The sequence below is a fragment of the Elusimicrobiota bacterium genome (genome assembly GCA_028718185.1).
Lineage (GTDB): Bacteria > Elusimicrobiota > UBA8919 > UBA8919 > UBA8919 > JAQUMH01.
In genome coordinates this window covers 262,281-287,820 of sequence record JAQUMH010000001.1, presented here as the reverse complement: position 1 = coordinate 287,820, position 25,540 = coordinate 262,281, and the positions used below count along the sequence as shown (strand labels likewise).

Sequence of the window (25,540 nt, the reverse complement as noted above, 5' to 3'; positions counted from 1 at the left end):
AGCCAATCTAAAAAAAATACTTTACAAAACCGTAAAAATACTTTATAATATGTTGTTAAACATTAAATCTCAGGTCAGGGAGGGTTTAAATTGTGAAAAGTATTTATATTGTTGATGACGACCGGAATATTGTTGACTCCATGTCTATAGTTCTAAAGAGCGCAGGTTATAAGGTTGGATTTCAGAATGACGAAGAAAATCTGGTGGAAAATGTAGTATCATTTCAACCGGATTTAATAATTCTTGATGTGATATTTCCCGAAAATGATAATGCCGGTTTCGAAATGTCGCGTCTTTTAAAAAATAACAATCAGACTAAACATATTCCAATACTAATGCTGTCTGCAATAAACGCGAAGGGAATGTATGGTTTCACCTTTTCAAACAGGGACAAGGATGAATCATACCTGCCTGTGGATGAGTTTGTAGAAAAACCGATTCAACCGGAAGAACTGCTGAAAAAAGTAGCCAAAATAATAAGCAATAAATAATTACGGAGGATTAGTGTCAATAGCAAGAATTGCAATTGTCGGGGCGGGAAAAGGCGGCAAAGCCCTGCTAGAGGACCTCATAAAGATACCCGGTATCAGTGTAAAATATGTATGCGACACAAATCCTGATGCCGAAGGGATGATATTTTCTAAAGAACATGGAATAAAAACATGTCTGTGGTCGGATGTAATGACTATCCTTTCCGACCCTGAATTAGATTTGATTCTTGAAGTAACGGGTCAGCAAAAAGTCTTCAGGTATCTTAACATGTACAAGCTGACTTCGGTCAATATAATAAGCTCCGCATCAAGCAAAATCATATTCCATTTCATAGATACTCAGCGACAGGTGACAGACGAGCTCGAAGAGTATAAAATGAATCTCGAAGAAAAAATACGCAAAAGGACCGAAGAAATAGAATGGGCGAACAAAGAACTTCAGCATCGGGTAAATGAAATAGAAGAACTCAATGAAAAATTGCAGGAAATCAATGACATGAAGACAAAATATCTTTTGCAAGCCACTCACCAGCTGAAGGCGCCTTTTGCTGCTATACAAAGTTATGTTGATGTGATTCTTCAGGGATTTACGGGAAAACTTCCGGAACAGACAACCGAGATAATAATCAAAATTAAAACCCGCTGCCAGATGCTTTCGCAGGCGATAAAAAATATGCTCGAACTTGCGAATCTGAATTCCTACGTGGAAGAGAATGTAAAAATGCATAAGATTTCACTTGGAAAAATTGCACGAAGGGTAATTGAATTTTTCTCCGCTATGGCCGAAAAGAAAAAAATAACTCTCAATTGCCGGAATACCGCAAAAGATGATATTATTGTATGCAACCAGGAACAAATTGTTATAATGCTTTCAAATATATTGGACAATGCGATAATCTATTCTTCAGAAAATACTACGATTGATATTGCCATAGAAGACAGAGAAGATGACCGGATTTCGATTGCAATCACCGACATGGGTATTGGGATACCGGAACAGAATATTCCAAAAATATTTAATGAATATTTCAGGTCCAATAATGCCGTAAAAAAACATGAAAACGGTACGGGGCTCGGGCTTGCGATAGCAAAAAGAATAGCTGATATACACAAAGCCGAAATAGAAGTTAATAGTATTATAGGTAAGGGTACTACTATAAAGGTGATTTTACCGGTTCAAAACCGGTCCGAAATTACAGGAACACAACATTTAATTAAAAACAGCGGCAGTATTTGATGATAGGCAGGTAAAGTTGTAAGGATTATATATGAAAACAAAAAATCTTAAGCAGATTGTAGTAATCAAAGCAACACCTAATGAAATTTACGAGGCAATTATGGATTCAAAGAAACATTCGGCATTTACTGGTGATACGGCCGTGATTAGCCGGAAAGTTGGTGGAAGATTTACTGCTTTCGGAGATTATATTAACGGAGTAAATCTTGAATTAGTACCGGATAAAAAGATTGTACAAAGCTGGCATGCAAGCGATTGGGATGACGATGAGTATTATTCCAAAATAACTTTTAAATTAGCGAGAATAAAAACAGGCACAAAACTTAACTTTATTCATGAGGGTATACCGTCTAAAGAATATAACGAAATAAAGCAAGGATGGATTGACTATTATTGGAAACCGCTAAAAAAAATGCTTGAGAAAAGTAAGATATAGCAAAAACGAAACAGGAAAAAAGAATATTCCTGATTTTTTAATAGCTGAAAATAGTATTATTTTAGATAATATTATATAGGTGGAAAATTAGAATATTTTAATCTCGTATTAACGTTATTTTAATTATTGGTGTGTATACTAATAGCAGAAAATATTTCATATGGAGGAACTGAAAAATGGATAAAACTCAATCGGGGCACGCGGAACAACGGACTGTTGTTTCAACTTTAGCAGCATTATTAAAAGAAATTATTAAAATCTTAACCGGGACCCGTCCTCTCTTGGAATATTTAGTTGATGTTTTAGAAAACCGTGTAGAAAAAATGCAGAGACGGATGCTGGTATTGATGGTAATTTATTTCACTATGTTCGCCGGTATAATTTTTATAATACTTGGGATTTTTCTAATGATGGTCGATTTTACCGGTATACCCCGCGGAGTTGTTTTTACTGCAGGGGGGTTGTTTGTTTTGTTGGTTTCCATGTTAGTGATTCAATCTGGAAAAAATAAAGGGAGGAAACATGAATAGTAAAAAAAAGGTTCAGGATAAAGTACGCGGGGCAAAACTCAAGAGCGAGATTAAAAAGAAAATCGAACAGGGTCGTAAGAAAATAGTACAAGCAGAACGCTGGATAAAGGACGAAAAAAATCAGAAAAAAATCATGGCGAAAATCGGCCAGCTGAAGAAAAAAGTTAAAGAAGAAGAAAAAAAAGCTGTCAGCTATGCTCAGGAAAATCCTGCAAGAGCTCTGGCGATAGCTACCGGTATCGGAGTCCTTGCTGGTGCTCTTCTGGCTTCACTTCGCCGCAAAAAATAAATGTATTTTAAAGAACAATAGATTCTTTATTATGCCTTTTTGTTTAAATCTGGTTAAAGAAATTATTATATATGGAAGAGAAAACTAATAGGGTACATTTCATAACTTATTTGGTGATACTCTGTATATTTCTTATACTTGTTTTATGGATGATAGGATCTTTTCTCCTTAGTATATTTTTTGGCGGAATGCTGGCAATGCTTTTCTATCCGGTTTATAAGTGGTTGATTTTAAAAAAATGGAAGCCTCATCTTGCCTCAGCAGTAGTAACTATTTCTATACTTGTGCTGTTTATCGGACCAATTGTCGGTTTTTCAATTATGGCAATAAGGCAAGGGGTTTCCATAATGCACAATATATCCGGTCTAAGAGACTTTTCACCTTCAATAATAACTAATTCACTTAATAGATGGCAGGTGGTCAAGACTGCAATTTGTGAAACAGGATCTGCTAACACGAAGATTAATAGTGGAATTCTGGCTGCTTTAGAGTATGTCGAATTAAGTATTTTAAAGCTTGCTAAAAATATTCCGATATTTCTTCTGCAGATTGTACTGTCTGTGATTTCCTGCTTCTTCGCGTTACTTGATGGTGAGCGGTTTTTGAAGTTTGTTTTTAATCTGGGTATTCTTGATAAGCAGGTGCAGAATAATCTTGTCAAGTCATTTAAGGATACTGCGGTTTCATCTATATGGGCAAGTCTTGCATCATCCACCAGCGATGCTGTTTTACTTTCATTAATGTTTTTTATTATGGAAGTACCCGGAGTTTTTGTAGCAGGGGGAACTACGTTTATACTCGCTTGGATTCCTTTCGTGGGAGCGGTGCCGGTCTGGCTGATAGGTATTGTGTATCTTTATCTAAAGGGTTCAATGATTAAAATGATATTTATGATTATAGGAGGTTTAATAACAGGTGCACTTGAACATATGGTACGAATTCTTATTCTTCACGGGAGAACAGCAATGCATCCTTTACTTGGACTTGTTGCTGTGTTAGGCGGGATAAAGATAATCGGTATATTGGGTGTTTTTATCGGACCGGTACTGGTTGCTCTTCTTATTGCTCTTGTCAAGATATGGCCTATCTCCGATGTTCGTTCCGGTATATAAGCAAGATATGGTTCCCAATAAAGTTTTTTGGTATTTCCGGTTTTATACCGGGTTAATCAAATTCTGAATTCAGAACAGAATGCAGAATTGTCAGGAGGAAAAATGAGGAAAAAAACTTTCACAGATAAATTTATAATGATTATGATTAGTTGTTTAATAATTATTATGATTTTTGATATTGTTCCGCTTTTGGGCTGGGTTAAATCTCTTCCACCGCACCACGAAATTGTTGAAAGGGAAGGTAGAAGATATCATTATCACGAAGGTAGATTTTATAGACCCGGTTTTTTAGGGTTTGGGTTCACTGTTGTTCATCCTCCTGTTGGAGCAATGGTCACTGTATTGCCTCCGGGACATAGAACTGTAATTTATGAAGGTGTTCCTTATTATTATTGTGAAGATACCTACTATAATAGTTGCCCTTCCGGATATTCTGTTGTAACGCCGCCCCCGATTAGACATACGGATTCATCAGTGTATGCCAGTACACAGACCCTGACATCGCCCGGAGAAATAGTTACAATAAACATTCCTAACTCTACTAAAGGCTATAATGCCGTTACATTGAAAAAGCAAGATGGTGGTTACCTCGGACCACAAGGAGAATTTTATACTGAGATGCCGACTGTCAAGCAATTACAGGAACTTTACGGAAAGTAGTGTTTTGCAACAGAAGATATTTTATTGATTTTCTTAGATTATTATGTAAAATATTTCAGTAAGGTTGATGAAATTACTAGGGGGTGATGAGTAATATGAAAAAGATGATATTAGTGATGTTTGCGATATCGTTTATTTTTGTGTCTTGTGCGACAAATAAAACATCAAAAACGATAGTAACTCCGGCAGCACCAGCAAAATCAGCAGTTGCGCCTGCACCTGTAACGACACCAGCAGTACCGGCTCCGGCAGCAACACCTGCAGTTACACCGGCACCAGCAGCAACACCTGCACCGGCAACACCAGGCAAGTAGGTTATTGTATTTTTAGATTTATTATAAAAGGCGAAGAATTTAAAATTCTTTGCCTTTTAGTTATACACTTCTATAAAATCAGACAGAATAGTTAACTAATAATAAAAACTATGTTTGGAACAATTCTTATTGTTATAGTCACGATAATTCATATTTATGTATTTTGTCGGGTTTTATCAGTGCCGTTTTTAAAACGCCATGTGCAAAGAAAAATATTTATTTTTACAATGGTTTCACTTTGGGTGATATTTGTAGTTGGCAATATAATCGGGCACGGAAACGGTGGCAGTTTTGCGCGCGTTCTTGAATTCGCCGGTATGGATTGGATGGCGTCAATATTCCTTATATTCGTGTGTCTTCTTGCAGTTGATGTTGTTACGGTATTCGGTTATATTTTACCGGGTTTAGCGCCTGCAATACGTGGTTTTTCACTCTTAGCAGGAATAGCACTTTCTTTAATAGCATTTATTCAGGGTATGCGTCCTCCAATTGTACAAAATTATGAAGTATCTTTGGCCGGGCTTCCCGCTAAAATGGATGGTACTGTAATTGTTGCAATGTCCGATTTGCACCTTGGCTCACTTTTAGGCGAAAGTTGGTTAAATGAGCGTATTAAACAGGTTGAAGCGGAAAAACCTGATATGATTGTTTTACTTGGTGATATTACAGAAGGGCATGGCAGGTCACAAGATGTATTTACTCCGATATTGCATAAATTATCTGCTCCTTACGGTGTATGGGCGGTTTTAGGTAATCATGAGTCCCACCGCAATGAAAACAGTGGAAATATCTGGATGAAAGAATCGGGATTACAGGTACTCCATAACAGATGGGTGGAAATTAAGCCAGGTCTTGTTTTAGCTGGTGTAGATGATTTTACAGCAGGGCGTCGCTTGAATGAAAAAGTAGATTACATATCAAAAGCACTTGACAAAAAACCTAAAGGTGCCGTAATATTGCTTTCACATACACCTTGGTTTACAGAGAAAGCAGCAGGTGCCGGTGCAGGTTTAATGCTCTGCGGTCATACACACGACGGACAGATTTGGCCGTTCGGATATTTAGTTAAGACAAGATATCCATTGCTTGGCGGCAGGTATGAGGTAAATGGTATGACGGTTATTGTATGCAGGGGCACCGGAACATGGGGTCCAAGAATGAGACTTTGGCGACCCGGCGAGATTCTTCGGATAAAATTACACAATAAAAATAAAAAGTTAAACTAAAAAATTTACAAACCGACCGCGTTTTTTATTCCCCAAATTTATTTGCTGCAAACGTCATCTCGGACATAATACTTAATTTTTGAGTGCAGGCTTTTTCGCATTTTCCGCACTTTGAACATGCACCTGCTTTGGAACCTTTCATATCCTTGTAACGTTTTTGTGAGAGTTTCTTGAACCCCCAGTACCTGTAATCAAAAATAATATTCATAATCTGAGGAATGTCAATCCCTTTAGGGCATGGCAAACAATATTTACAACGGGAACAAAATTTACGGCCTTCTTCTGTTATGTTATCTATGAATCCATCTATTTTTTTAAGTTCTTTTTCGCCGAACCGGGATTTTTCAGCTGAAGAGATGGTGCTGTCCACATCTGAAAGTTTTGTCATACCGCAGAGTATGGTGTCCACGTTAGGATTAGAAAGCACATATCTGATTGCGAGGTCTGTTTCAGAAGTAGCGCCGACTTCACGTGCCAGTTTTTTAAGCTTGGAACTTGACTCTGCAAGCTTACCTCCGCCGACCGGGTTCATGACGAGCGTACCAATCCCGGCTTTGCGTGCAGCTTCAATGACCGGTGCATATTTTCTGTTGAGCAGGTTATAAGAGAATAATATAATATCGCACCAGTCAACTTCTTTTATGTAATCCATGAGGTTCTCTACAGAATCATGTGTTGTGAAGCCAGTGCGCTTAACCAATCCCTCTTTCATTGCTTTCTTTATGCCGTCCACCATACCGCCTTTGGCGACAGCATTATTATAACATTCCCTGCTATTGATGTTCCAGACCTGGTAATAATCAAGATAATCCGTATCAAGCCGCTTTAAAGATTCATCAATCCTGCGCCGTATCGAATCAGATGATGTATTGTCAGACTTCCTGATTCTGTTTACCCAGGGTGAGCTTTTAGTTGAAAGGATGACTTTTTTCCTGTACCCGTTTTTAAGGGCACGACCGATAATCCATTCGGATTCTCCATAACCCCGGGAAGTGTCTATATATCTCATACCTGAGTCTATGGCATGCCTTATTAAATCTACAGCATCATCGTAATCAGCCGGAAGTCGCATTCCGCCAATGTTAACGCGAGGAACTTTCAATCCTGATCTTTCTCCTAAATCAAATGTTTTCATAATCATCCTTTTTCAATTCGGAATAATATAGCAGATATTTAATAATAAATCAATATTTTATATAAGTCTTGACTATTTTATAATGGATTTATTACTTATTTTTAATTCACCGACGATAAATATCGAAAGATAATTTATTGCTTGATAAATTATCAAAAAAAAGTATAATCATAAGAATATTTGAAAATATTATATTTAAAGATTGGACACTATATAAAGGTATTTAGCGGGTTAAGCTTATTAAAAAAAGTTAGGGAAGGAAATAATGTCTATAAAAGAACAAGCAAATAAATTGGCTAATTTTAGTTATGGTGGCACGTCTGCAATTATTACAAATATAAGCATAATTATCGGGTTGGGTGAAACTAATGTTCATAGATCCGGGATAATTGGCGGACTTTTGATTATAGGTATTGCCGATAATATTTCTGATTCTTTGGGTATTCATATTTATAAAGAATCTGAACTCTGTGATGTTAAGGAGTCATTTGTTTTGACAATATTTAATTTCATTACGCGGTTTCTTATTTCCCTGAGTTTTATATTTATAGTTCTGTTGTTACCAATTACTTCTGCACAGATCATTTCATCCATCTGGGGTTTATCAATACTTTCCTGTATTAGTTATATAATTGCCAAAAGAAACAAGCAGAACATACCGTTAGAATTATTTAAACATATCGGTATTGCGATATTAGTTATAATTGCAAGCAAATATATGGGTGATTTTATTCACAAGCAATTTAGTTAAATAAAAAAACTATGAATAAAAATGATAAAGTCCGGAACATAGCCATAATAGCGCACGTTGACCATGGCAAAACTACACTTGTAGATTATATGCTTCGCCAAAGCGGTACTTTCAGAGAAAATCAGGATGTTACCGAGCGGGTGATGGATAGCATGGACCTCGAAAAAGAACGTGGAGTGACAATCTCTGCGAAAAATTGCGCCATTTGGTGGAAGGATGTCCGGATAAATATTTTAGATACTCCCGGTCACGCTGATTTTGGCGGAGAAGTGGAGCGTGCTCTTAAAATGGTTGACGGGGCAATACTTCTTGTTGATGCTGCCGAGGGACCTTTACCGCAGACAAGATTTGTTTTGCAGAAAGCGCTCGAATCTGAACTGAAAATAATTGTATTAATAAACAAAATTGACAGGAAGGACGCCAGACCTAAAGAGGTACTCGATGATGTTTATGAACTATTCATGGATCTTTCTGAAAAATCGCATCATATAGATTTTCCGGTTATTTATTCTATCGGAAGGGAAGGAATAGCTCAAAAAACACTTGAAGAGAAAGGCAAGGATTTAACAATATTGTTTGATACTATAATAAGTGAAGTACCTGCTCCTTCGTATAATCCTGATGAGCCGTTTCAAATGCTTGTATGTGACCTTGATTATTCGGATTATATAGGCCGGCTTGCAATTGGAAGGGTGTTTAACGGCAAAGTAAGCAAGAATGATAATCTTATCTGTGTTAAAGAAGGCGACAAGCAGGTCCCGTTAAAAATAACCAAACTCCAGCTTTATGACGGAATTAGTATCAAGGAAACATCATTAGCTGAGCCCGGAGATATTGTTATTCTTGCAGGTATTGAAGATGTCTCTATCGGTGATACTATCTGCAATAAAGACAACCCGAAAGCACTTGAACGGATTCATGTCGATGAACCGACAATATCAATGTTGTTCACTATAAACTCATCTCCGCTTTCAGGAACGGAAGGGAATATTGTTCAATCACGTAGGATTCTGGAACGGCTAAGAAAAGAAACTTTACAGAATGTCGCGATCCAATTGGAAGAAATTCCCGGTTCAGAGAGTTATATAGTTAAAGGAAGAGGCGAGTTTCAAATGGAAATACTTATTGAAATGATGAGACGGGAAGGTTTTGAACTCAATGTCGGCAGGCCTCAGGTTATATTCAAGAAAAAGGAAGGGAAAACCTATGAACCGATAGAGCATCTTTATATTGATTGTGATGAATCCAATATCGGAATAATTACTGAAAAACTGTCTAACAGAAAAGGCAAAATGGTTAATATGGTAAATCACGGTACAGGAAGAGTAAGGTTGGAGTTTACTGTACCGTCACGAGCACTAATCGGTTACAGGAGTGAATTTCTTACGGATACCAGGGGTACTGGAATAATGAGCTCGTATATTCAGGGTTATGAAGAATTCAGGGGCGATTTTTCTATGAGAACAACAGGTTCACTGGTTTCTGACAGAGCAGGGAAAGCTGTCCCTTATGCTATTTTCCATCTGGAACCGAGGGGAACGCTTTTTGTTTCTCCTAATGAACCTGTATATGAAGGTATGATAGTTGGTGTAAATAACCGGGACAGCGATTTGAATGTTAATCCCTGCAAGGAAAAAAAACTTTCAAATATGAGAGCAGCAACAAGAGATGACAATATTCTTCTTACGCCGGTTCAACCAATGACACTTGAGCGGGCAATAACATTCATAAAAGATGATGAAATGATAGAAGTAACTCCTAAATCCATACGGCTTAGGAAGATGATACTTTCTGAATCCGGACGCAATAATCGCAGTACTAAAAAATTAAAAGTTTAAATGGATAAAAAAGTAAAAATTTTTTGGATAATACCGGTATTTCTAATCCCCTTTGTTTTTATAAATTTTGATTTTTTCAAATTCCTTATTTTACACCCGTCAAATTTTACAAAAGAATCACTTCTTCATACAATAACTAATTTTATTCTCTTTCCTTTACTGTTTTTAACGATAATTTCAGGTTTAGTAAGTCTCGGCAATAAGATTTTGAAATTTTATAATTTTGAAAGTTTTGTTTTTTCTTATGCTGTCGGGGTAGGTGTTTTAATTTATGTTATATTCTTACTATCAGTGTTCGGAGTGCTTCATAAAAGCATAATGTTTCTGATTTTAATAATACTGATAAGTTTATCCTTACCATATTTAAAAAAAATTAAAAGTTTATTAGTTGCTATAGGTAATATTAATATTTCACCGGTTTTTATATTATTGGGTGTTTTGGTATTATTAGCAGTATCGTATGGTTTTTTAAATGCCATTGCTCCTCCTACGGAACATGATTCTCTTGCCTATCATCTGGCAATACCTAAACTATGGATAAAGCACGGAGGGATGTTTTATGTTCCTTGGTTAACAGCCAACTGGCCTTATAATTCTGAAATGTTGTTTCTATTTGGTTTGAGTTTAGGTTCTGATATTTTACCTCAGCTTTTTAATTTTGCAAATGTATTGATAACGGCAGGCATATTATATTCATTTTCAAAAAAATATTTTTGCGAGCAAGTTGCATGGCTAAGTGTTCTTTTATTTTTAACAATGAGGATTGTGGTTATAAACAGCGGTGTTGCGGGTTCTGATTTTACTCTTGGTATGTTTGCTTTGGCTGCAATTTATGCTTTTTGGAATTATAAAAACGAAGATAAAACACCATGGCTTGTATTAAGTGCAGTCATGGCAGCATTATCTGCAGGGTGTAAATATAACGGTTTGCTGATTATTTTGATTATTGGCTTATATATAGTTATATTCATAAAATCTCAAAAATTGAAAATTCTTTTCAGGTTTTGTTTGATAAGTATTGTCGTTGCCTCTCCCTGGTATATAAGAAATTATATTATGACGGGTAATCCTGTGTGGCCTTTTATTTTCGGAGAGAAAGACTGGAACCCTGTTGCAGGAAGAGAGTTTTTTTTAAGGAGTATTATACCGGGTACAAGTTTTTTAATTAACGATTTCAAGAGTTTTTTTAAATATTTCATAATAAATAATAATCTTAAATATGAACCTCAATACTTTGTAATCTCCTTTCTGCTTGTTTTTATAATTTTTATAATTTTTAAAAAAATAAAAGTAGACTTGATAATAAAAAGTTTAATTCTATATATATTTATTAATTGTGTTTTGTTTTTCAATCAGATTGAAATATGGAGATTGTTAATTCCGGCTCATCCATTGCTTTGTTTAATATTATCGTGGATGATAATTGCACTTTATAAATCAGGTAAAAAAATAACAGTTTTACTTTTATGTTTCAGTATATTCTCATCAGTGAATATGAAATCAACAATCGAGTTATTTTATGCATTTGGCATAAAATCCCAAGTTAATCCGGCAATAAGTCCTAAAGAACGATATTTAGATATTACTTCAACTATTTATCCTATTTCCAGATATATAAATGAAAATTTACCTGAAAACTCAAAAGTATTGCTTTTTAATGAGACCAGAGGATATTATATTGATAAGGAATATCTTTGGGGAGATTGTGGTAATCAGGGAATAATAAATTATTATGAATTAAGAGATTTAAAGGAATTAAGAGCTAAATTATCAAAACTAAAAATAACGCATATACTTGTGAAAAATAAAGGAATCGGTTGTTCGCAATATGAATCTTACGTCTTTAATTTAATGAATGATTTTATAAAAAAATACTGTCGGGTTAACAAAGAAGATAACAGATTTGTCCTTTACGAAATTAAAACTTAATTTGAAAAGACACAATTTTAACATCTGATTGTTGACAAAAATTGAAGAAAAAGTATAATAAAACTTCAAAAAGATATTCAAAGTATTAATGACCGGAATTACCGTAATTTAATTGAAAGAAACGAAAAGATTAAAAAAATAATTTATGGAAAATAAAATCTGGCCAAGTTTTAAAATAGGCGACTTATCGATAAAAATCCCGATTATACAGGGCGGGATGGGAATAGGCGTTTCTCTGTCAAGTTTAGCCGCTGCGGTAGCCAATGAAGGCGGAGTCGGTGTTATTGCCACACCGGGTATAGGGTTGTTTGAGCCTAATTATGAAAAAGATTTTTTGGAAGCAAATATCAGAGCATTAAGAAAAGAAATCAGGCGGACAAGAGAATTAAGCAAAGGTATATTGGGAATCAATATAATGGTTGCACTTTCTAATTATGCCGATATGGTAAGGACATCAATAGAAGAAAAAGCGGATATTATTTTTTCTGGTGCCGGGCTTCCGCTTAACCTTCCGGAATATTTAAAGAAAGGGGATACTACTAAACTTGTCCCGATAATATCTTCAGCCCGCGCTGCAGGGATTATATGTAAAAGGTGGAAGGAAAAATTTAATTATTTGCCGGATGCTGTTGTCGTGGAAGGTCCTTTAGCCGGCGGTCATCTGGGTTTTAAGTATGAGAATATAGACGATCCTGAATATAGATTAGAAGTGTTAATTCCGGAGGTTATAAAAATTGTAAAAACTTACGAAGACAAATATCATAAATCCATTCCGGTAATTGCTGCCGGAGGTATTTATACCGGAGCAGATATTTATAAATTTATTAAAATGGGTGCAAAAGCCGTCCAGATGGCGACTCGTTTTGTTACGACAGATGAGTGCGATGCAGACATGAAATTCAAACAGGCGTATATTAACGCCAAGAAAGAAGACATTGTAATTATTAAAAGTCCTGTAGGTATGCCGGGCCGTGCTATAAAAAATCAGTTTATCGTAGATGTATCACAAGGACATAAAAAACCATTTAAGTGTCCCTACCACTGCATTATAACCTGCGATGTGGTGAATAGTCCTTATTGTATCGCTCTTGTTTTATGTAATGCGAAAAAAGGAAATCTTGCGGATGGTTTTGCTTTTGCAGGAGCAAATGCCTACAGAGCTGATAAGATTATACCCGTACACGAACTCATAAATATTTTATCCGAAGAGTATAAAAAAGCCGCTCTCTAATCGTCTTTCACACCAATTTAAATCCAATTACACTAATGTTATCTTCTTCTTCTCCGGCTGTGGAAGCTGCTCCGGCCGTGATACTGGATGTTGTGGTTGACTTTCGGGGCTACAGTAGAACGGTAAAATGTTTCTGTGGGAATTGCCGGATGAGTTGATATCGGTATTGTTGTTCTAATAATTTTTTCAATATTAATTACATCGCTTCCCTGGTCCGGTGTTGCAAGTGAAATAGCATGTCCGACCTGTCCTGCCCTGCCCGTCCGTCCTATTCTATGCACATAATTTTCCGGGTCATCGGGAAGGTCGTAATTGATAACCAGTTCTATTCCTACTACATCAATTCCCCGCGAGGCAATATCTGTCGCAACAAGAACACGGTATTTTCCTGATTTAAATCCGCTTAGCGATTCCTTTCTTTGACTTAGCGACCTGTCCGCGTGAATTTCAGCCGCATTATGTCCCATGCCGCGTAACAGTCGTGCTATTTTTGAAGCGCCGCGTTTTGTTCTTGTGAATAAAAGAACTGAACCGGTGTATTGTATAAGAAGCTGTCCTAATAATTTGCCTTTTAAATCTCTGTTAACTACGAATATTTCCTGGGAAATTCCTTCGGCTGCTGTACCTGTAGGAGCTATCTCAGTTTGAACCGGAAGTTTCATATGATGTGATGCGATACTGACTATCTTTGACGGTATGGTTGCAGAAAAAAGCATTGTCTGCCGGTCTTTAGGTATAAGTCTGATGATTCGCTCTATTTGCGGTGCAAAACCCATATCCAGCATACGGTCGGCTTCGTCAAGTACAAGAATGTTGACATCATCGAGCCGTACCTGTCTCTGACCCAGAAGATCATTTAAGCGACCCGGTGTTGCAATAATAATGCGCGGATTTCTTCTTAGCGAGGATATTTGTTTTCCTATAGATTCGCCGCCTATAATTACAACCGTTTCTATAGAGAATGCTTGCGTAAGTTTTTTGAGAGCATCATTTACCTGGATAGCAAGTTCGCGTGTAGGGACAAGTATCAGTCCCCGGCCTTTCTTTTGGGCGAGTCGCTGAATCATCGGTATTCCGAATGCGAGAGTTTTACCGGTGCCTGTCTGGGCAATACCGATAATATCCTTGCCTTCAATTACAATAGGTATTGCTTTATATTGTATCGGGGTTGGTACCTTGAAACCCAATTTGGTTATTACTTCCAGTAAACCCGGCGCAATGCCGAGCCCGTAAAAACTTTCATGATTATCATGCATAGAAAATATAGTATAGCATTTTATTTATATAAAGTAAAGTTAAATCTTCCAAATTTTCAATTGAAATACTCTGAAAATTAAGTTATAATTAACTCAATGTATAGCAGAGCTAACGTTCTGTGGTTACAATATCAATAGTTTTGTAGCTGCCCGCCAACGGTTCAGTGGCGGGCTTAACTTGATGTATAAGAATTTCAATGTTATCACGCCGAGGGCGTGAAACTACAATTTAGTTATAGTTTTGTAGTTGTCGCCAGACCCTTGGCAAGCCTAACTTGAAACAAATTATTTAAAGAGATTCAAAATGCAAAAAATAGAAAAAATCCTTGCTAAATTTAAAAAAGTGAGTTTAGGTATTTATCCGACGCCTTTGTATAAGCTTAAAAAAATAACAAAATATCTTGGCGGTCCGTCTATTTATATTAAAAGAGACGATTTAAACGGTTTAGGGTTGGGTGGAAATAAATGCAGAAAATTGCAATATCTTATGGCAGAAGCCGTGAGAATAGGTGCGACTGATATTTTAACGGCAGGCGGAATACAGTCTAACCATGCTAATCAAACAGCGTTAGCGGCTTCCCGTTTAGGAATGACTTCACATCTTTTTCTTGGAGGTTCTAAACCGAAAAAATATGAAGGCAATCTTATCCTTAATCAAATTGTAGGTGCGAATATGTATTTTTGCGGTACGAACGATTGGGATGAAATTATTAAAATTATGAAAGATTTTGAAAAAAAGCTCATTTATAAAAATAAGAAACCTTTTTCGTTCCCGGTAGGAGGTTCGGTTCCTGTTGCAGTTCTTGGTTACATTGAAGCTTTTAAAGAAATAGTGGAACAACTGCCTTCTCTGACTGCCATTTTTCACACAAGTTCTTCCGGAGGGACACAATCCGGATTTTTGATAGGGTCACAAATCGTGGATATTCCTGTATCTATATATGGAATGGCAGTAGCAAAAGGGATGTTGCCGGGGCTTGAAGGGTATATAAGAAAGCTTATAACAGAAACACAAAAAATGTTGAATATAGAACAAAAAAAATTACGGATAATTCTCGATAATAAAATTATGGGTCCCGGATATGGGATAGAATCGTCGGCAGGAAGAGAAGCATCTAAGTTGTTAGCCAAATTAGAAGGTATATATTTAGATCCGTTTTATACTGCTAAAGGATTTGCCGGAATGCTTAAACATGTTAAATCAGAAAAATTTAAGAAAAAGGATAATATCGTTTTTATACATACTGGTGGTTATGGAGCAATATTTGCTTCTTGAAAAATTGTTTAAAATAAGTAAAATGCAGAAATAAAGAGAATAGAATGTTTTTTAATAGGAGTTAAAAAAATATGGGGACCAAGCATATTTTTAAAGATGAATGGTTATTGGAAGTAGTTTTAAAACTACCTAACATAACTGCGGATGTGATTGAAGACCTGAGGAATAAACGCTGTGCGTTTTTATCCGAATCCTTGGTTGATTCCCAGAAAATTACCATTGAAATGTTAGAGAGAGAATTATTTGAAACTCATCAAATTCCATATTTCAATCCTGATAAAATAGTTGTTGAAAAATTAGCTCTTTCTTTTGTCCCGGAAAAGATTTGTCGAAGGCACGGTTTGATTCCATTCCGGTTAAGAGATGAAATCATAGACGTGCTTATGATTAACCCTTTAGATTTTATTGCAAGAAATGATGTTCAGGTTGTTACCGGCAGAAACCCAAAACCTTATTATTGTATTCCTTCAAAGATTGAAGCTTTAATAGCAGAACAGTTTAATCCTGAAATAATGGTATATGACCTTCTGGGAAAGATGGATGAAAAAAATGAAGTTGAAGTATTACAGGATTTCCAGGTTGATAAAGACTATACTTCTCCTGAAAAAATTATGCCCCCTGTAATAAAATTGGTTAACTCTCTTATCGCTAAAGCAGTTAAAATGAGGGCATCTGATATCCATATTGAACATGAAGACTACGGCAGCATTGTGCGTTTTCGCATAGATGGTTTTCTTAAAAATATAATGACAATACCCAGAAAATTAGCTACGGGTCCGCTTGTTTCCAGAATAAAGATTATGGCTGATTTAAACTTGGCGGAACATTTTAAACCTCAGGATGGCCGGGCAAAATTATTAGTCAATAATATTGAAATCGGATTGCGGGTTTCCACATTGCCTACTTCGTATGGAGAAACAGTAGTGCTTCGTTTGCTTAATCCAAAATCAGCAAGAGTACCTTTTGAAGAATTAGGTTTTAAACAAGACATAGCAAATAGATTGAGAGATATACTTAATGCAGAACAAGGCATAATACTTATAACGGGACCTACCGGTTCAGGTAAGACGACATCTTTGTATTCAATGTTAAATATGATTAAGAAGGAAAATACTAATATTATTACCATAGAAGATCCTATTGAATATCGTATGGAAGGGGTCAATCAAGTCCAGGTAAATGAAAAACAGGGATTAACTTTTGCTACTATTTTAAGGTCTGTTCTGCGTCAGGATCCGGATACGATTTTAGTAGGAGAAATTCGTGACAGGGAAACCGCGGATATTACCTTCCAGACAGCAATGACCGGGCATCTGGTATTTTCAACCTTGCACACTAATGATACTGTATCAAGTATTACAAGGTTAATAGATATGGGCGTGGAAAGATTTAAGATTTCGCCTGCAATGCTTGCTATTACAGCCCAGCGGTTAGTGCGCAGACTTTGCCCTGATTGTAAGGAACCGGCTACATTAACAAAAACCGATTCTGTTTTTATTGAAGGGATGCTAAAAAAAAATAATTTATCAACAAAATGTTTTAAGCCTGTAGGTTGTGTAAAATGTGATTTTAGCGGCTATAAAGGTCGTCTGGCTATTTTAGAGCTCCTTGAAGTTACCCGGGAAATAAAGAATCTTATAAGTGCAGGAGAAAAAGAATATAACATCCATGAAACTGCTATGAAAAAGGGTTTTCTATGGCCGATGAATTATGATGCTTTATGGCATTTATCACAGGGCGATACTTCTTTGGATGAAATTTTTCCTTATCTAAACATAATGACCGATATAAAACCAAGTAAAAAAGAATACTCAGTATCTAAAATTCACGAACCTGCGCCGGTCCCTTCTAATAAAAACAAGAGAGTGTTGATTGCTGATGATGATACTGATGTTAGAAATATTATTAAAATATATCTTAATAAAAATGGTTACGATGTAGATGAAGCCAGCGATGGAAGGGAAGTAATAGATATGATTGCCCAGAAAATACCTGATTTGTTGCTTTTGGATTTAATGATGCCGCGCTTGGACGGTTTTGGAGTTATTCAGAGAATTCGTTCGGGTTTAGGTTTGATTAAACTTCCGATAATTGTGCTTACTGCTTTATCCGATGAAGAAAGCCAGGAAAATGTGATAAATCTGGGTGCGGATGATTATATTATTAAACCGTTTAACCCGGATTTGTTTATAGCCAAGGTTAATGCTGCTTTTCGCAGGGTTGATTGATATAAATATATGGAACAGAATAAAACAGACAAAACTGAAAAGAACATTGTTTATGTACGTCCTGAAATTGCAGAAATAATTCCTGTTTATATTGAAAGAAGAAAAAAAGACATAATAGTTATGGAAAATGCATTATTGAAAAATGATTTGGAAACTATCAGGAAAATATCGCATAAAATTAAAGGAACAGGAAGTTTATACAGCTTAGATGAAATATCACACATTGGGAGAGAACTCGAAGCCGGTGCTAAAAACAATAATTACGAAGATATGAAAAAATATATATGTGAACTTTCAGATTTTGTAAGTAATCTTGAAATAAAAATCAGCAATAACGGTAATAATTCAAAATAATAAATTGACATATTAATTGATTATACGGAAATTTTAAAATTCATGAGATTGTTTCACCTTTCGTTCGCAATGACCGCATTCTCTTTAGTCATTGCGAGGAGTCCCGATATATCGGGACGACGAAGCAATCTATCTTAATGTATAGGAATTTCAATGTTTAGCAGAGCTAACGCTCTGCGGCTACAACATCAGCTGTTTTGTAGCTGCAAAGCAAAGCTTTGCTTAATTTGTTGGGAGATTTATTAGATTCTGTTGATTCTGATAATTTTTTTTATAAATGACCCTTTTAAGAATAATTGTAATCTGTATTTTTTTGTTAATCTGGGTATATAAAAAAAAAGATTTAGGTATAGGACTTTTCATAAGCAGTACTATACTCGGGCTTTTTTATCTGGACATTGGCAGTGTTATTGTTCTGGAAATCAAGTATTTTTATGAGCGGGAAACACTCGATCTTTTATTTTCACTTATATTGATTTTTTATTTCATGGGAATATGGAAAGATGCCGGGTATATTACAAAACTAATAGAAAGTTTAGAAAAAACATTCAAAAATCCCAAAATGACACTTGTTTTGCCTTCATCTCTTATTGGGTTTATTCCTATAGTAGGCGGGGCTATGATGAGCGCCCCTTTACTTGAAGATTCGTCAGCAGCAAAAAATCTTTCACCTGTCCAAAAAACATTCCTTAATTACTGGTTCCGGCATTTATGGGAATATATTATGCCGACATATCCGGCGATTATTCTTGTATCTTCGTTAATGAAAATATCGTTCGGGAAAATATTTGTTATAAACTTTCCTCTGACTCTTACCGCAATATTATGCGGATTATATTTTGGGTTGAAGGGTGTTAAAAATGAACCTGTTAAAAATGAACTAAAGACTGAGAAAGGCGACGTTAGAACACTTATCATTTCAGTGTTACCGCTTGCTTCAATTATAATATTTGTACTAATTCTTAAATTAAATATGATAATTTCTTTAATTTTTATTATAACTTTAATGTTAGTATTATACAGAATTAAAATTAAGAGGGCGTTGAAGATATTTATGGATACATTTAATTTTGCAAATGTTAGCTTAGTGCTGGGCGTAATGTGCTTAAAAGGTATTATGGGAAATACAGGAGTTATTACGCAATTGTCAGCAGATTTTATCAGGTGGCGTGTTCCTCCAATGCTGCTTCTGTTCTTGTTGCCCTTTATAATCGGGATGCTTACAGGCTCGACCGTAACTTATGTCGGGATCGCTTTTCCTATCCTTCTTGGCTATTTAACGAATTTTCCACGCTACCTTGTATGGACGTTTGCTTCGGGATATTTCGGTTTGCTTATCTCACCAACGCATTACTGTTTGTCACTTACTAAGGAATATTACAAAGCTAACTGGAAAGATGTGTATAAGATACTTATGCCTCCCAGTATTATTATTTTACTGGTTGCTTTCTTATGGTGTAGTTTCTTTCCGTTTTAGCGTTCTCCTTCACAATACCCCGTCAAGTGAAACATGACGGGGATGAAGAAAAGGAGAACCCCCACGTCTAGTTTTGTCGAAGACAAAACTGTGCGGGGTAACACCTTGATACCCTGCGGCTTGCCACAGGGAGATTCATAATCAATCAAAACTTAAATGAAAAAACGTTATAATATTGTATCTGTTTTATTGGTCTTAATATTTATCTTATATGGGAGAATTAGTGCATATTCTATAAAAATATCATCTTTTGTTTTTGTTCAGGGAGATACAATAAAAGCAGAAATAACTGATTATAATAAAGATTACTTTTACGATTTGTATTTTAACGATGAAAAATATGCCTTTGTTGGCATTTCTTCGGGAGGAGCAGTAATTTTACCGGAACAAGTATGCTATATAGGTGTACCTTATGATATTAAAGCGGGAAGTTACACGATTAATATTAGTGAATATAGAACGGACAATGAAAATAACACAATAAGAAAAATTGAAATAAAAATAAAGAAAGCCAAATTTCCGGTACAATACTTAAAATTTTCCCCGGAAAAATATTCAAAGATAGATGCTCCCGAAAATGAGCGGGAAAGAGAATTGATAAAAAAAGCAGTTCAGGAGAACACTCCTCAAAAGATGTGGGACGGTAAGTTTAAATTACCTGTTAATGGTAAGATAAAAGGTTTTTTTGGAGTTGAAAGAAGGACCAAAAAACGGTTTCTTTGGCAGCATAAAGGTATTGATATTTCCGCAGCTAAGGGTACTCCAATTAGTGCGCCTGCGAACGGAAAAGTCATTCTTGCTTCTGAAGATTTTAATATTAATGGAAAAACAGTTATATTGGACCACGGGCTTGGAGTAACAAGCGTATATATTCATTTGGATAAGATAACAGTGAAAAATGAGGATAATATTAAAAAAGGTGAAATTATCGGTAATGTCGGTGATTCCGGTCTTTCAACAGCACCAAATTTACACTGGGGCATATATGTACATTCAATACCTGTTAATCCATTGTGGTGGCTGAAAAATGAATAGCAAAGTTATTATTTTAAGTCACAGATGTTTATACCCCTCATCTTTCATCTTCTCCCCTATGGGGAGAAGAAAGAGTTGAGGGGGAAAATTATAAGATTGTAAAAAAGAATGATTGAAATGTTTGTTAAAAAATAGTAAAATATAATATATGAAAAAAAGAATATTGATAGCAGAAGATGATATGGCTATTGTCGAGTTATTAAAAGCAAGCTTAGAAGACGCCGGCTACGAAGTTTCTTATGCTCTTAACGGTGTAGATGCACTGGAAGTAGCATTACGCGGTAAAACACCGGATTTAATCATTATTGATGTGATAATGCCGCGTATGAATGGTTTTGAGTTGTGCAGTATGTTGCAGTCAAATGAAAAAACAAGCCAAATTCCAAAGCTTATTTGCACTGCTGAAGGTTCACTTGGCGATATAGATAAAGGACTTAGCCTTGGCGCTGTTGGATATATTGTCAAACCATTTGACCTGGAAAAAGTGAGAGAAAAAATAAGTCATATACTTAGAGATTAATGGAGTTTTCAGCTTAGAGAGAGACTAAGTCGTAGTTATAATTGCAGTTGTATTTTAGTTGTGTTTGTAGTCGCACGCCCTTGGCGTGCTATGTGTTGAATGCGTAAAAGCTAATCCAGTTTCTTCTTGAAATTAAAAATACTCAGAGCAACAAAAAAAATCGTATAAGCGGTAAGTGCTAATGTTTCAGGAAGTAAATATTCTATACCGATTCCTTTAAGCATTATACCTCTAAGTACTTTTAAAAAATAGGTCAAAGGTACCATATATCCCAGGTAATATAATATCTTTGGCATGCCATCTCTGGCAAAAATAAATCCCGACAATAATACTGACAGCGGAAATAAAGGAACCAGCAATTGAAAAGCCTGGTATTGGTTCTGGGCAACTGAAGAAATAAATAATCCCAACCCCAGCGAACCGCAGAGAAATAAAAAAGAAATTGATAAAAGCAAAATTAAACTTCCTGCAATTTCCACTTTAAAAAGCAGTAATCCTAAACTTAACACCATAATAACATCAAAAAAAGCTATAAAAATGTAAGGTACTAATTTACCTATTATAAGTTCATATCGTTTTATTGGCGTCGTTATGAGGACTTCCAGAGTTCCCTTTTCTTTTTCTTTCACAATGGTATTAGAAGTCAGGATTATTATCAGAATCTGAAGTAAAAATCCGATAACTCCGGGTATCATGAAATTTGCAGACCTTAAATCCGGGTTATAATACACTCTTGCTCTCAAATCAACGGGAACGCTTGGCTGCATATTTGTTTTTTGAAAATAAATTTTTGCACCGAACGATTGTGTAATTGCGGATGCTGTATTCATTGCAGTGTTTGCAGGATTGGGATCTGTTCCGTCAACTGTCAGGCTTACCTGTACAGACCTGTTTAATTTAATATTTTTTGAAAAATCCGGCGGAATTTCAAGAATAACTTTGGCTTTACCTGAATCCAGGATTTTTTCTGCTTCGTGACGGTCAAGAACATAATAATTTATATCAAAATAAGTAGAATTTTTAAAATCACTTATTAATTCCCTGCTTGCATTATGATTATCACGATTCAATACCACTGTTGATAAATGTTTTAAATCTACCGATACTGCATAACCAAAAATTATTAACTGAAACACCGGAAGAAAAAATAACATAAACAGAGTCCTTTTATCCCGTATAATATGCAGAATTTCTTTTCTTGAAACAGTATAAATTAGTGATTTCATTGTTTTATAAAGGAAATATAAACTTCTTCCAGAGATTTTCCGCCTGATTTAAAATTCTCAGGTGTATTAACTGCTGTTAATAAACCGTTAAAAATATAACCGATAGTATTGCATCTTTCAGCTTCTTCTAAATAATGTGTAGTTAAAAAAAGAGTTACTCCCTGTTTAGACAGGTTTTTCAAAACATCCCAAATCTCCTTGCGTAGTACCGGGTCCACGCCTGCTGTAGGTTCGTCAAGGAATATTATTTCCGGGTCATGAACCATTGAACTGGCGATTGCTAACCGTTGTTTTAGTCCGCCGGACAACTCGCTTACAAGTGAATTTTTACGGTTACTCAATTTAAGCAATTCAAGTGTCTTGTCTATATTAAGATTGACCCTGCTTGACGGAATATTAAAAAGTGATGCATAGAATTCAAGATTTTCTTCTACGGTGAGGTCTTCATAAAGTCCGAATTTTTGAGTTACATATCCTATGCTTCGTTTGATTTTTTCAGGTTCTTTCGTAATACTGAAACCGTTAACAAAAGCATCGCCGCTTGTAGGGGGGAGAATACCGCAAAGCATTCTTATCGTGGTGCTTTTACCGGCACCGTTTGGTCCGAGAAACCCAAAAATTTCCCCGCGTTTTATTTTCAAATTAATATTATTTACAGCAATAAGCGTATCGTATGCTTTAGTCAGATTATTTGTTTCAATTATATAATTTTCCTGGTTCATAATTATTGTTCAATATATACGTCAGCGGGCATACCTATTTTCAATTGATTTTCAGGGTTTTCCACAGCAACTTTCACAGCGAAAACCTGTGTAATTCTGTCTTCCTTGGTTTGAATGTTTTTTGGTATAAATTCAGCCTTATCTGAAATATTAATCACCGTTCCGCCAAAATTTTTATCCGGGAAAGTATCAATATATACTTTAGCTTTACTGCCGAGTTTTACTTTGCCGATTTTATCTTCAGGTATGTAAATTTTAACCCAGAGAGTTTTTGTGTCAGCCAGAGTAACTATCGGCATTCCAGGGGTAGCGGTTTCACCTTCGAACAGTTCTTGTAATATAACAATACCGGTTATAGGTGAGGTTAAGACATAGTTATCTTTAAGCTGCTGTGCCTGCTCAATCTGTTCTGCCGGTATTATGTTTTCTGAAAATAATTTCTGAGCCCGCACATAATCTTTCTCCGCTTTTGCAAGGTCGTCAAGTTTGGCGATTATTTGTCCCTTTGTAACGGATTGGCCTTCACTTATCGCTAAATATGAAATTTTTCCGATAACTTTTGCACTGACATTTATTTCGTTAGTTTCAAGCGTCCCGGACCCATATAACTCATTTTTTTCTTTGGTTTTAATACACCCAACCAGTGAAAGTAAAATCATAAATGCCGATAATTTATAAAAACTTTTCAACACCATATAAAAACCTCCTGACTTCCAACAATATGGTTACATTATACAAAAATTTTAATAAAAGAAAATAGCAGAATATTTTCAGATTAAAGTATTGATTTTCCATCAAAAAATAGTAAAATCACAATGTTGCTTAATTGCAATCATTGTTGAGTTTGAAATATTGTTTGATTATTCAAGGTCTGGATAAAGTTATAATATTATGAATTTGGTAGTCGCAGGCTTTATGCCTGCGTTCTATTGATGATATATTCACGCAACCGTAAAGGTTGCGACTACGAAAGTTAATACAACTTTAATACATTTTGATTGTTATGTTTTTGAACTGATTTTGCTAGCTTATCTTCTCAAATATACAATTTTATCATTATTTTTTGTGGTTAAATTTCAAATGTATTGCAATGTGAAGAAGTTTTTTGTAGAATATTTCAATCTGGAAAATTTGGTAAAACATAATAAGAAAACATTAGAGAGATAATATGGGATGCTCAATTGCAGGAATAATTGATGAAAGCGGGAAGAGATTTTACGGCAAAGAGATAATTTGTTCAATACAAAAAATGTATTTAAGAGCAAACGGTCTTGGCGGGGGGTTTGCCGGCTACGGGATTTATCCGGAGAATAAAGATGATTTTTGCTTTCATATAATTTATAACAGTGAAAAAATTAAAGAAGATACAGAAGATTATTTGAAAAGCGATTTTAATATTCTTAAATCAGAACCTCTGCCGATAAGACCGATAAAAAAAATTATTAACCGGCCGCTTTTATGGAGGTATTTTCTTCAGGTTAAAGAAGAAGTTAAGAAACAGTTTTATGAACTTACAGAAGAAGATATTGTAATGCGGTCAGTGATGAAAATTAATGGTGGATTATCCGGTGCTTTTATTGTATCTTCCGGTAAGAATATGGGTATTTTTAAAGGTGTCGGGTTTGCAAGTGATATCGGGAAATTTTACAGGCTTGAAGAATATTCCGGTTATTGCTGGATTGCGCACGATAGATTTCCTACAAATACTCCCGGTTGGTGGGGCGGGGCGCATCCTTTCGGGCTTCTTAATTTTTCGTTAGTTCATAATGGCGAGATTTCTTCATATGGAATAAATAAGAGGTATCTTGAAGGATTTGGATACAACCTTACGCTTCGTACTGATTCCGAAGCAATACTCTATCTTTTTGATTTGTTGTTAAGAAGGCATAATTTACCTATAGAAATTACCCATAAAATTTTGTGTTCACCATTGTGGTCTGAAATAGAACTAATGCCTGAAAAGGAAAAAAAACTTTTTGAAACTTTACGGATAATTTACGGTAGTGCCCTTATAAACGGTCCTTCCGCAATAATCGTTTCTGACGGCAAAATGATGTTTGGATTTACTGATAGAGTTAAGTTGAGACCATTAGTGGCTGCACGAAAAGGTTCTAAATTTTATCTGGCATCAGAAGAATGTGCAATCAGGGAAGTTTGTCCTGTACCGAAAAATGTATTTTTTCTTAAATCAGGCGAACCTGCTATAGGAAAATTAAAATAAAGAAGCAAGAAGTAAGAGGCAAGAAGCAAGAGATAACAAATAATAA

General features: G+C 35.5%; 25 protein-coding genes. 20 read left to right on the top strand and 5 right to left on the bottom strand.

What is annotated here, in order from left to right:
* Positions 1 to 92: 92 nt before the first annotated feature.
* The 9 genes from PHE88_01415 (at position 93) to PHE88_01375 (ending at position 6,295) form a co-directional block, all read left to right on the top strand.
* Complete coding sequence (locus PHE88_01415; GenBank protein ID MDD5686476.1) at positions 93 to 491, top strand: response regulator; 399 nt, start codon at positions 93 to 95, stop codon at positions 489 to 491.
* Positions 492 to 504: 13 nt separating this feature from the next.
* Positions 505 to 1,728, top strand: a complete 1,224-nt coding sequence (locus tag PHE88_01410) for an ATP-binding protein (GenBank protein MDD5686475.1) — start codon at positions 505 to 507, stop codon at positions 1,726 to 1,728.
* A gap of 31 nt (positions 1,729 to 1,759) precedes the next feature.
* Positions 1,760 to 2,164 carry an SRPBCC domain-containing protein gene (locus PHE88_01405; GenBank protein ID MDD5686474.1) on the top strand — a complete coding sequence of 135 codons (405 nt, stop codon included), beginning with the start codon at positions 1,760 to 1,762 and terminating at the stop codon, positions 2,162 to 2,164.
* A gap of 176 nt (positions 2,165 to 2,340) precedes the next feature.
* Positions 2,341 to 2,694, top strand: coding sequence for a hypothetical protein (locus PHE88_01400; protein ID MDD5686473.1), 354 nt, complete (start codon positions 2,341 to 2,343; stop codon positions 2,692 to 2,694).
* Positions 2,687 to 2,983: a DUF883 C-terminal domain-containing protein gene (locus tag PHE88_01395; GenBank protein ID MDD5686472.1), complete on the top strand. Its 297-nt coding sequence runs from the start codon at positions 2,687 to 2,689 to the stop codon at positions 2,981 to 2,983. Before PHE88_01400 ends, PHE88_01395 begins: the two co-directional genes overlap by 8 nt.
* Before the next feature lie 71 nt (positions 2,984 to 3,054).
* Entirely contained in the window at positions 3,055 to 4,095 is a 1,041-nt protein-coding gene (locus PHE88_01390) for an AI-2E family transporter (GenBank protein ID MDD5686471.1), read from the top strand.
* A 102-nt stretch (positions 4,096 to 4,197) separates the two neighbouring features.
* Positions 4,198 to 4,755, top strand: a complete 558-nt coding sequence (locus PHE88_01385; protein ID MDD5686470.1) for a DUF6515 family protein — start codon at positions 4,198 to 4,200, stop codon at positions 4,753 to 4,755.
* 95 nt (positions 4,756 to 4,850) lie between these two features.
* Positions 4,851 to 5,069 (top strand): hypothetical protein, encoded by a 219-nt coding sequence (locus PHE88_01380; protein ID MDD5686469.1) that lies wholly within the window; start codon positions 4,851 to 4,853, stop codon positions 5,067 to 5,069.
* 179 nt (positions 5,070 to 5,248) lie between these two features.
* Entirely contained in the window at positions 5,249 to 6,295 is a 1,047-nt protein-coding gene (locus PHE88_01375; protein ID MDD5686468.1) for a metallophosphoesterase, read from the top strand.
* 25 nt (positions 6,296 to 6,320) lie between these two features.
* Here PHE88_01375 and PHE88_01370 read toward each other — a convergent pair whose 3' ends face one another.
* A complete protein-coding gene (locus PHE88_01370) occupies positions 6,321 to 7,430 on the bottom strand; it encodes an aldo/keto reductase (protein MDD5686467.1) in 1,110 nt (369 codons plus the stop codon).
* A gap of 265 nt (positions 7,431 to 7,695) precedes the next feature.
* Here PHE88_01370 and PHE88_01365 point away from each other — a divergent pair, with 265 nt between their 5' ends.
* The 4 genes from PHE88_01365 to PHE88_01350 all read left to right on the top strand — a co-directional run bounded on the left by PHE88_01365 (position 7,696) and on the right by PHE88_01350 (position 13,179).
* Positions 7,696 to 8,181 (top strand): hypothetical protein, encoded by a 486-nt coding sequence (locus tag PHE88_01365; GenBank protein MDD5686466.1) that lies wholly within the window; start codon positions 7,696 to 7,698, stop codon positions 8,179 to 8,181.
* An 11-nt stretch (positions 8,182 to 8,192) separates the two neighbouring features.
* Entirely contained in the window at positions 8,193 to 10,019 is a 1,827-nt protein-coding gene (gene typA, locus PHE88_01360) for a translational GTPase TypA (protein ID MDD5686465.1), read from the top strand.
* Positions 10,020 to 11,948 (top strand): glycosyltransferase family 39 protein, encoded by a 1,929-nt coding sequence (locus tag PHE88_01355; protein ID MDD5686464.1) that lies wholly within the window; start codon positions 10,020 to 10,022, stop codon positions 11,946 to 11,948. It abuts the gene before it with no gap.
* Positions 11,949 to 12,093: 145 nt separating this feature from the next.
* Entirely contained in the window at positions 12,094 to 13,179 is a 1,086-nt protein-coding gene (locus PHE88_01350) for a nitronate monooxygenase family protein (GenBank protein ID MDD5686463.1), read from the top strand.
* 38 nt (positions 13,180 to 13,217) lie between these two features.
* On the opposite strand, the gene PHE88_01345 is transcribed toward PHE88_01350, so the two are convergent.
* Positions 13,218 to 14,435 carry a DEAD/DEAH box helicase gene (locus PHE88_01345; GenBank protein ID MDD5686462.1) on the bottom strand — a complete coding sequence of 406 codons (1,218 nt, stop codon included), beginning with the start codon at positions 14,433 to 14,435 and terminating at the stop codon, positions 13,218 to 13,220.
* Positions 14,436 to 14,739: 304 nt separating this feature from the next.
* On the opposite strand from PHE88_01345, the gene PHE88_01340 reads away from it, so the two are divergent.
* The 6 genes from PHE88_01340 to PHE88_01315 all read left to right on the top strand — a co-directional run bounded on the left by PHE88_01340 (position 14,740) and on the right by PHE88_01315 (position 21,325).
* On the top strand, positions 14,740 to 15,711 hold the full coding sequence (locus PHE88_01340) for a pyridoxal-phosphate dependent enzyme (GenBank protein MDD5686461.1): 972 nt from the start codon (positions 14,740 to 14,742) through the stop codon (positions 15,709 to 15,711).
* Positions 15,712 to 15,782: 71 nt separating this feature from the next.
* Positions 15,783 to 17,939 (top strand): ATPase, T2SS/T4P/T4SS family, encoded by a 2,157-nt coding sequence (locus tag PHE88_01335; protein MDD5686460.1) that lies wholly within the window; start codon positions 15,783 to 15,785, stop codon positions 17,937 to 17,939.
* Positions 17,940 to 17,948: 9 nt separating this feature from the next.
* Positions 17,949 to 18,293, top strand: coding sequence for an Hpt domain-containing protein (locus tag PHE88_01330; protein ID MDD5686459.1), 345 nt, complete (start codon positions 17,949 to 17,951; stop codon positions 18,291 to 18,293).
* A 277-nt stretch (positions 18,294 to 18,570) separates the two neighbouring features.
* Complete coding sequence (locus tag PHE88_01325; GenBank protein ID MDD5686458.1) at positions 18,571 to 19,770, top strand: DUF401 family protein; 1,200 nt, start codon at positions 18,571 to 18,573, stop codon at positions 19,768 to 19,770.
* A 156-nt stretch (positions 19,771 to 19,926) separates the two neighbouring features.
* Positions 19,927 to 20,805: a M23 family metallopeptidase gene (locus PHE88_01320; GenBank protein MDD5686457.1), complete on the top strand. Its 879-nt coding sequence runs from the start codon at positions 19,927 to 19,929 to the stop codon at positions 20,803 to 20,805.
* A gap of 148 nt (positions 20,806 to 20,953) precedes the next feature.
* Positions 20,954 to 21,325: a response regulator gene (locus PHE88_01315; protein ID MDD5686456.1), complete on the top strand. Its 372-nt coding sequence runs from the start codon at positions 20,954 to 20,956 to the stop codon at positions 21,323 to 21,325.
* Between the two features lie 110 nt (positions 21,326 to 21,435).
* Here the strand turns inward: PHE88_01315 and PHE88_01310 are convergent, their stop codons facing one another.
* The 3 genes from PHE88_01310 to PHE88_01300 are packed head-to-tail and all read right to left on the bottom strand — an operon-like array spanning position 21,436 to position 23,968.
* Positions 21,436 to 22,551, bottom strand: coding sequence for an ABC transporter permease (locus PHE88_01310; protein MDD5686455.1), 1,116 nt, complete (start codon positions 22,549 to 22,551; stop codon positions 21,436 to 21,438).
* Positions 22,548 to 23,273 carry an ABC transporter ATP-binding protein gene (locus PHE88_01305; GenBank protein ID MDD5686454.1) on the bottom strand — a complete coding sequence of 242 codons (726 nt, stop codon included), beginning with the start codon at positions 23,271 to 23,273 and terminating at the stop codon, positions 22,548 to 22,550. The genes PHE88_01310 and PHE88_01305 overlap by 4 nt, the downstream gene beginning before the upstream one ends.
* A 2-nt stretch (positions 23,274 to 23,275) precedes the next feature.
* Positions 23,276 to 23,968, bottom strand: coding sequence for an efflux RND transporter periplasmic adaptor subunit (locus PHE88_01300; protein MDD5686453.1), 693 nt, complete (start codon positions 23,966 to 23,968; stop codon positions 23,276 to 23,278).
* Positions 23,969 to 24,441: 473 nt separating this feature from the next.
* Between PHE88_01300 and PHE88_01295 the strand changes: the two genes are divergently transcribed.
* Positions 24,442 to 25,494, top strand: coding sequence for a glutamine amidotransferase family protein (locus tag PHE88_01295; GenBank protein ID MDD5686452.1), 1,053 nt, complete (start codon positions 24,442 to 24,444; stop codon positions 25,492 to 25,494).
* Positions 25,495 to 25,540: the final 46 nt, after the last annotated feature.